The 8,061-nt window shown below is 45.8% G+C and carries 6 protein-coding genes; 1 reads left to right on the top strand and 5 read right to left on the bottom strand.

Features of this window, described 5'->3' with window-relative positions:
• Nucleotides 1-91: 91 nt before the first annotated feature.
• Nucleotides 92-1,114: a M28 family metallopeptidase gene (locus CHU92_RS03790; RefSeq protein ID WP_094412763.1), complete on the top strand. Its 1,023-nt coding sequence runs from the start codon at nt 92-94 to the stop codon at nt 1,112-1,114.
• Nucleotides 1,115-1,245: 131 nt separating this feature from the next.
• Here CHU92_RS03790 and CHU92_RS03785 read toward each other — a convergent pair whose 3' ends face one another.
• From CHU92_RS03785 to CHU92_RS03765, 5 genes are all read right to left on the bottom strand, one after another.
• The gene (locus CHU92_RS03785; protein ID WP_094412761.1) at nt 1,246-5,010 is read right to left on the bottom strand and encodes a gliding motility-associated C-terminal domain-containing protein; all 3,765 of its coding nucleotides are present in this window, start codon (nt 5,008-5,010) and stop codon (nt 1,246-1,248) included.
• Between the two features lie 115 nt (nt 5,011-5,125).
• Complete coding sequence (locus CHU92_RS03780) at nt 5,126-5,722, bottom strand: SprT-like domain-containing protein (protein WP_094412759.1); 597 nt, start codon at nt 5,720-5,722, stop codon at nt 5,126-5,128.
• A 7-nt stretch (nt 5,723-5,729) separates the two neighbouring features.
• The gene (locus CHU92_RS03775; RefSeq protein ID WP_094412757.1) at nt 5,730-6,407 is read right to left on the bottom strand and encodes an SDR family NAD(P)-dependent oxidoreductase; all 678 of its coding nucleotides are present in this window, start codon (nt 6,405-6,407) and stop codon (nt 5,730-5,732) included.
• Nucleotides 6,404-7,354, bottom strand: coding sequence for a M28 family peptidase (locus CHU92_RS03770; RefSeq protein ID WP_094412755.1), 951 nt, complete (start codon nt 7,352-7,354; stop codon nt 6,404-6,406). The genes CHU92_RS03775 and CHU92_RS03770 overlap by 4 nt, the downstream gene beginning before the upstream one ends.
• Before the next feature lie 313 nt (nt 7,355-7,667).
• Nucleotides 7,668-7,859: a helix-turn-helix domain-containing protein gene (locus CHU92_RS03765; RefSeq protein WP_094412753.1), complete on the bottom strand. Its 192-nt coding sequence runs from the start codon at nt 7,857-7,859 to the stop codon at nt 7,668-7,670.
• Between the last annotated feature and the right edge of the window lie 202 nt (nt 7,860-8,061).

Genomic DNA, 8,061 nt, shown 5'->3' with positions numbered 1-8,061 from the left:
GTCAACCCTTTTTTATTTAACAAATAAGTTTAAACCACTTCAATTTATGCTTTATTGACAACGCATTAGTATCTTTATAAAAATTATCAAGATGAAAAAAATCTTTATCATTTTCATTCTCGCCATTGCCTCGTGTAGTACTAGTAAAGTTGCTGTAAAAGATCCTAAAAATGCCGATATACAAAAGTATATCAACAGTATAACAGCGGCTGACCTTAAAAAACATTTGTATATTGTAGCCTCCGATGAAATGCAGGGACGCAATACGGGTGAAGAGGGGCAAAAAAAAGCCGGTAAATACCTCATTGCTGAGTATACCAAAAACGGCATCTCTTTTCCGAAAGGCGCTTCAGGCTGGTACCAAAACGTGCCTTCTGCCTATATGGCACGTGCCTTTAGCCCTAAGCTGAATGACTCTGAAAATATATGGGCTTTTATTGAAGGTACCGAAAAACCGGAAGAAGTGCTGGTTATCTCAGCCCACTACGACCACGTAGGGATGAAAAATGGAGAAATTTATAACGGCGCTGACGATGACGGTTCGGGGACGGTAGCACTGCTTGAAATTGCCCAGGCATTTATGCAGGCTAAAAAAGACGGCTATGGGCCCAGGCGCTCTATACTTTTTCTTCATGTAACGGGCGAAGAGCACGGGCTTCACGGTTCACGCTATTACTCAGAAAATCCACTGTTCCCTATAGCAAACACTATTGCTGACCTCAACATAGACATGATAGGCCGCCGTGACGAGGAACATAAAGATAACGGCAATTATATATATGTTATAGGGTCTGACAGGCTAAGTACCGAACTGCACAATATAAATGAGGAGGCCAACCGCAAATATACTAAGCTGGAACTTGATTATAAATACAACGAGAGGAACGACCCAAACCAGTTTTATTACAGGAGCGACCACTACAATTTTGCTAAAAAAGGCATCCCGATTATATTCTATTTCAATGGTGTACATGCTGATTATCATCAGCCTACCGATGAACCGGACAAAATTGAATACGACCTGCTGGCCAAGAGGGCACAGCTGGCATTCGCAACAGCGTGGGAACTGGCCAACCGTGATAAAAGGCCCGTGGTAGATAAAGACGGTAAATAGGCAGCAAAAATAATGGAGCAAAAACAGAGGGCCCTACCGGTGCCTGTTTTTAGCATTTCTGGAGGCGGATGTCCAAAAATATAAAGATGCCCCGGAATGCAGGGCATCTTCAGTATAGTATTGTACCAGTACTATATTTCCCTTTGGAGGTAAACCCAGCCGGTAATACGTTTACCTGAGCTTAACGAGACAACATAATAATAGGTGCCTGTAGGAAGCTCACCTGCCGATGACTGACCATGCCATTCATCCGTATAATTATCCTGCTCATACACACGAAGCCCGTACCTGTTGAATATTATAATATTTTTTACATCAAAATTACTCAGGTCAAAGTTGTTATTAAATCCGTCGCCATTGGGCGATATGCCCTTAGGTATCCTGCAGAAAGAGTTGGATACTGCCATAGGTTCTGATACCCTTTCGCACCCGCCTATGTTCACAGTCACAGTATAATCACCGGCAGGCAGGCCTGTAATCACCGCCTGCTCGCCCTCAGCAGTAAAGCCTGCAGGGCCGCTCCATAAATAGGTGCCTCCGGGAAAATCATCCGTGTTGGTCACCCTTACCATATAGTCATTGCCATCGCAGCCACCGGCAGTAAGTATTGCAGTATTAATCGTGTTCTCAGTTATGGTAAATGACCTGCTGGCCGGGCAGCCAAGGCTGGTAGCTTCCACCCTGTACGTACCGGTTTGTGAAACCTGAATTGTAGGTGTCGAAGCCCCGGGAATAAGGGCCTCGTCACGATACCAGGCCACAACCGCAGGCGCAGGTGCCCCACTGCCAGGAACTACTGTTAAGGAAGTGCTTTGGCCCGCACACAGCTGGCTGCTGCCCGAAATGCTGAAATCAGGCAAAGGATTTACAGTTACCGCAACCTGCGATACCGGCGATGTACAGCCGTCAACTGTAACGGCAAGGCTGTACGTGCCACCTGCAGAGGCCCCGACAGAAGTAATAACTGGATTTTGCTGGTTTGAGGTGAAGCCCGAGGGGCCGGTCCAGCTGTAAGTTGCACCCGGCACTGCAGGCGCCTGCAACTGTACAGTACTGCCGGTACAAACTGCCGGTACCGGGGCAAGTAACGGTGCCGCGGGCTGCTGTTTCAGTTGTATTGTTACCATAGCTTCATCAGTCAGGTTACAGTCGCCCGCCACTACGTATGTAAATGTGTAATTACCTGCCGAAAGCCCCGTTGTGGTAAAGGTGCTGTCGCTAAGCTGCCCTGTACCGTCAGTATCCTGCCAGCTACCGCCTGCATCAAACGGGGCAACAAGGTAATCTGCCAGGTTAACTGAATTTATTGTACTGCAAATGCTTATACCGGGGTTATCTGCACCGGCATTAGGCAGGTTGTTTGGCACTACTGTTACGGGTGCCAGTGCCTGGTTTATACAGGAGCTTGCGGTTGCTGAAATAAGGCGGACTGTATAGGTGCCAGCATCTGTAGCCGAATTAAATGCCGGGAAGCTGAGTACATTGGTATTGCTCAGCACAGTACCGGGATTGCCTACCTCATACCATTCATAATTAACTAACGGAAACTGCTGTACAGCAAGGCTACTGTTCTCACCTTCGCAGAAACCGGCCATGGTTATGGAGGGCGGGGCTATATTATTAATGGTAAAAGGCCTCGGCACACTATTTCCACAGGCATCCGTAACGGTAAACATGTAAGTAGCCGGCTCAAGCCCGCCGAAAATGTTTGATGTGCCGTTATTAACAACGAAAGGAACGCTGTTCTTTTCCGTTATCCTGAAAGTTAAAGGCGCCACTCCGGTCGCTTCAAGGGCTACTTCGGTAAGGCCGGCGGCACATGGAAAGCTATAGGCGTTAATAATATCCGGAAATCCGGAAAAATTGAAATTATGTATCACCTGGTGGCAGCGCTGGTTGGCCACTGTGCCGTTGCCGAATGTATAAAATACCTTTAATATCCTGAGCTGGCCGGAATACTGTAGGTTTAAAATGGGCTGTGATGCCGTGTTCAAAAATACCGAATTAAGGGCTGTGGGCAAAGTGTTTTCAGGATAAGCCACACCTGTGCCCGGATGGCCCCAGGTGTTGGTTGCCGGATTGAATTTTTGCAGCCAAAAAGAAGCAGCAAGCGTGCCATTGCTTACATGCTGTATAGTAAGCTCAAAGCTGCCACAGCGCGGTGTAACGGTTATATTGTTGGCCTGTACGGCATAACCTTCCACAACAAACGCCTGGGTTCGGGTAATATTGCAATTATCAACAGTTTCAATAACATAGGCGCCCGCAGGAAGTGAATTGATGTAAATATCATCGCCTACCGCAAGAGAAGTAACTACATAAGGTAATGCTGTGGTAAATTCATCAGGCGCATCTATAATCCTGGCAAGGGTATAGCTGGCATTGGCGTCGGGCAGTGTTATCCTAACACTCCCTGTACCGGGTCCGCAGCCTGGGCGGTTAACTATTGTAAGTGTAGGATTTCCGGCCACAGGCACCATAGTAAACTGCTCGGTATACTCTTCACCACACTCATCAACAGCAGTGATCTGGTACGTGCCGGGTGGCATATTTGCCCTTTCCAGCGTACCGTCGAGCTGTATGCTTGAAGAAATGTTTTGCGGCACCGGATAGCCCGGCGGGCCTGCATTTACTATAACCGAAACCAGGTTGCGGCCTGATACTGACGCCTGGATTGTTCCTGTTGGGTCACACCCGGTTATAGTTCCGGACGCTAATAATTGTTTTTCGGGATCTTCTACTAAAAATGACTGTGTTGCCGTGCGCCCGCACGCATCGGTTATACTAACGGTATAGTTGCCTTCGGGTACGGTATTATCCGCGCCACCATATAGTGCTGAACCCGTAAAATTAGGATGTGCAGGGTTGAACGCTACCGGGTTAAACGTAGGGTCAGGTGTTGAGGTAAAGCTTACTGTGTAAGGCGGTACAAAAAAATCAGGCTCAAGGGTAAACATGTTATCGCCACAGCTAACTTCATCTGTTACCACATTAAGCGACAATTTCCTGTTTATAAAATAGGTCCCCGCCGGTGTAACGGCTCCGCAGGCATTGGTTACAGACAATGTGTAGCTGTAAGCCTGGTTGTTATAGAACGGTATATTTACAACTATATCATTGCCTAAGTTAGAGCCTGAAGCTACCGTCTGGGTTATCACTGTTGGTGCCCCTCCATTAGGGTTGTTGACCGAAAATGTAAAAGTAAGCGGAAAAAACAGTTCGAAGTTATTGATGGTGCCGTAAAAATGGCTTATCTGTATCTGGTTGCATCCCGGCAACTGGCCCCCTGCAATTTCAGGAGCATCTATGGCCAGCTGGGTTTGTGCAGCCGTTACGGTAACATCAATATTAAACTCCTGCCCGCAACTTCCGGTAGCTTTAACTTTATAAAGTCCCGGGGCGAGGCCCGAAAATACGTTTGAGGCCTGTACGGGGCTGAGAAACGGCTGAATAATCTGGTAACTAACAGCAGTACCGGAAGTTACATTAACCGTAATTGCGCCATCATTGCCACAACGTGATCTGGTTATAGTGGCACCGAACAAAAGCGGTACTGTATTATTGGCTATGGTAACAAACGCTGTCCTTGTATTGCTTTCCGCACCAAGGGATTGCGTGGCAACTACTTTATAGTTTCCCGCCCCCCTGTTTAAAACCGGGCCTGCATTTACCTGAGTTACATAATTATTTTCGTCAGGCAGCAGGTAAACCGTGTAAATCATGGTTGCGGCAGGATTTGTACCGCTTACGGAAATACCTATAGACCCGTTGCCATTACATGTTTCGGGAGTACTCGTCAGGGTTAGGGTAAAGTCAGGAAGCTGCGCGAAAGCCTGTAAACCGAAGAACAGCCACAAAAGCCACGCACCGGTTGTTTTGCATAAAGGTAGTTTCATTCAGGAAAGATTAAAATCGCGTAAAGATATTAGTATCAGTAACATGTTTAGGCTGTAAACATAAATTTAACATTAAACATCTTACTGACCAATTCCCCTACCGGCAATGTATAATTTATGGCAGCAGTTCTACTTCAGCATTAGGATTGAACAAATATATCTTACCTGTACTTACCTCCATACACTCATACCGTTTCATGCGCTGTGCCCCCTTCCGGAAAATTTTTCCGTTGTGTATCCTGAAACGGCTGCCAAAAGGCAGTTCAAAAACATAATGTTTATCGGTAGGGCCGTCAAACTGTTTCAGGGCAAGCGCAAGTGTAGCATCGGTATCGCTGCTTGCTTTTGGGTTCCTGAAATGCCTGGCCAGCAGTGGCAACAGCTGGGACGGAAATATCTCCGGCCTTATGAACGGCACCATAAGCTTTTGGAAAACAAGTTTCCACTCCTCTCCGTGGGGTTTTATATTCCTGCCATATTTTTCAAACGCAGCCAGGTGTGCTATTTCATGTATCAGGGTAATCAGGAACCTGTATTTATTCAGGCTTGCGTTTACGGTTATCTGGTGATATCCCTGCGGCGTGCGCCGGTAATCGCCATGGCGGGTAACCCTGTCATTAACTATTTTGAGGTGCACGCCATATATCTTTATCATTTCAAAAACCGCATCAACAGCGTGTTCCGGCAGGTATGGCGCAATAATATGTTTCATTTATTTCTCAAGGAGTAGTTGATGATACCTGCAACACCTTGCCGTTAAAGAATTTGTTACCGGTAAGCGAAAAGTTATAAATGTATTCAGCCATTTCAACCGGTGAAAGCGGCGCTTCATAACCCGGAAAAGCCTCCCTCAACATTTCGGTATTTACTGCGCCCAGTGCCAGCACATTGAAGGCAATTCCCTTGTCTTTATATTCTTCTGCCAGAAGCTCTGAAAGGGTTATAACCGCACCCTTGCTTGAGCTGTAAGCTGAAAGGCCTGCAAATTTCACTGTTCCCTGAACGCCACCCATACTGCTGATGGTTACTACATGGCCGCCCTGCTTCATGTAAGGCAGCGCTGCCCTGTTTAGGTTAGCCACGCCAAACACATTTACACGATAGATATATTCAAATTCTTCCGCAGTTATTTGTGTAAAAGGCTTGTGCAGCAAAGCGCCTGCGTTATGTATTATAATATCGGCAGTCCCCCATGTGCTTGTAAGGAAGGTTTCTATCAGAGGTCTGCTTTCAGGTGTAGCAATATCAACAGAAAGGCAGGTAATTTTTTCATGCTCTGCCAGTGCCTGCGGTATATTCCTGGATATAGCAAGAACATTATGCCCTGAGCCGGCAAACAACAGTGCCAGCTCATAGCCTATGCCCCTGCTGGTTCCGGTTATAATTACGTTTTTCATGATTTGGTGAGGACTATTTCTTTGGTTTTGGCATTAACCATTTTTTCTGTTGCCGGTATCAATTTTTGTACAAAAGCCACCATATGCTTCATGTTGATATTACTGAAATCATCATCAGGCTGGTGATATAGCTTATACGTTTCCATATTTGTTGTGCTAATGGTGTGGGCCGGCACGTTTAATTCCAGGAAAAAAGGATAATTGTCAGAGCGTTTAAAAAGTTGGTACCGGACTTCAAAATCTGTATAGCCAATCATTTTCCGGCCGGCATATTCATTCAGTTTTTCGACCATGTTGCTGCGGCTGTAACCTGTAATGTAGGCATCAATATCTTTACCGAGAGGAGAGCCGACCATCTCGAAATTAAGCATCGTATAGACCGGGGTGCCCTGAGCTTTGATTTTTGCTGCAAGATGTACACTGCCCAGCAGGCCCACCTCTTCGGCGGAAAAAAAACAGAAGAGGATACTCCGCTTGTTCGATTTGTTTTTGCCATAGTAGCTTACCAGCCCGGCGAGGAGCGCCGACCCGGAAGCATTATCATTGGCGCCGTTGTAGATACTGTCGCCCTTTATAGCGTTGCCGGTGCCTACGTGGTCATAATGTGCCCCAAAAATGACAAATTCTTTTTTGAGTACCGGATCATTGCCTTCGAGGTAACCTACAATATTGTAGGCGGGCTTTTCATAATTTGAGAGGGTGTCCCTGTATGTTGTGAAGTAAGATTTGACGCTGTTTTTTTGAAATATCCCTTCCAGGTACAATGCTGCTTTTTCAATACCGTCACTGCCTGCTTTCCTTCCCTGTAGGGCATCAGAAGAGAGGAACCTGAGTGTTTCGGCCAGTACGGCTTCATCAAACGCAGGGGATGTAGCAGCTTCTTTTTTCTGTGCTGATGCCGTGACCGACAATAGGGCGATGCATAGGAGTGGGAGGATTTTTTTCATGATGATGGGTTTGTGCCTGCTAAAATAAGCAAAAAAACCTTTATTGTTTTTACTATGTGCAGGCTGTGTACACTGGCTTTTGCCACTAGCCCCGATCGCAGCGGCATCCTCCCCGCCGCCCGCTTATGGCGGCGGGGAGATAAAGCGGAGAGCGGGAAATGGCTGCCAAAGGAGCGGTAGCAGGCTGCTCCAAATGGTAACTATGTATTTTTTGTGTGGATTGCCTAACAGGAGGTAAGGCCTTCATGGAATGTTTGAAACGGCCTGTAATAGAGAAGGCTATGCCAGCTTTTCCAGGGCTTTTTGCCTGAACTTATACCAGTTCTTTTATATCGACTTTAAGTATTTTTGCAATTTGTGACAGTACATTGATTTTAATTGCAACTTTACCTCGTTCCATTTTTGAGTAATGGCTTTGGCTTATACCGAGTTCATCGGCTAAGTTTTCCTGCGATATATTCCTTTCTCTTCTGAATTTCCTTACTTTATCATTTACCCCTATCATATAACTTTTATATTAAAACCGTCAATGTTGCAACGGCGCTATAACTAAATTGTTGCTAATTTTCAAGGGGAATATGAAGATGCAATAATATACAGATTTTTGTTACAATCAAAATTTTCTTGCAGATGATTTTAGTCATTATATGACTATTTTAGTTATAGAAGTGGTTTAAACTTATTTGTTAAATAAAAAAGGGTTGACG

The sequence above is a fragment of the Flavobacterium cyanobacteriorum genome, assembly GCF_002251835.1.
Lineage (GTDB): Bacteria > Bacteroidota > Bacteroidia > Flavobacteriales > Flavobacteriaceae > Flavobacterium > Flavobacterium cyanobacteriorum.
The sequence above is the reverse complement of the archived record's forward strand: the minus strand, read 5'-3'. Positions and strand labels throughout refer to the sequence as shown.

Excerpts from the sequence above, each read along its gene's own strand:
- CHU92_RS03790 (WP_094412763.1), top strand. The coding sequence starts at position 92 with ATGAAAAAAATCTTTATCATTTTCATTCTCGCCATTGCCTCGTGTAGT.
- CHU92_RS03785 (WP_094412761.1), bottom strand. The coding sequence starts at position 5,010 with ATGAAACTACCTTTATGCAAAACAACCGGTGCGTGGCTTTTGTGGCTG.
- CHU92_RS03780 (WP_094412759.1), bottom strand. The coding sequence starts at position 5,722 with ATGAAACATATTATTGCGCCATACCTGCCGGAACACGCTGTTGATGCG.
- CHU92_RS03775 (WP_094412757.1), bottom strand. The coding sequence starts at position 6,407 with ATGAAAAACGTAATTATAACCGGAACCAGCAGGGGCATAGGCTATGAG.
- CHU92_RS03770 (WP_094412755.1), bottom strand. The coding sequence starts at position 7,354 with ATGAAAAAAATCCTCCCACTCCTATGCATCGCCCTATTGTCGGTCACG.
- CHU92_RS03765 (WP_094412753.1), bottom strand. The coding sequence starts at position 7,859 with ATGATAGGGGTAAATGATAAAGTAAGGAAATTCAGAAGAGAAAGGAAT.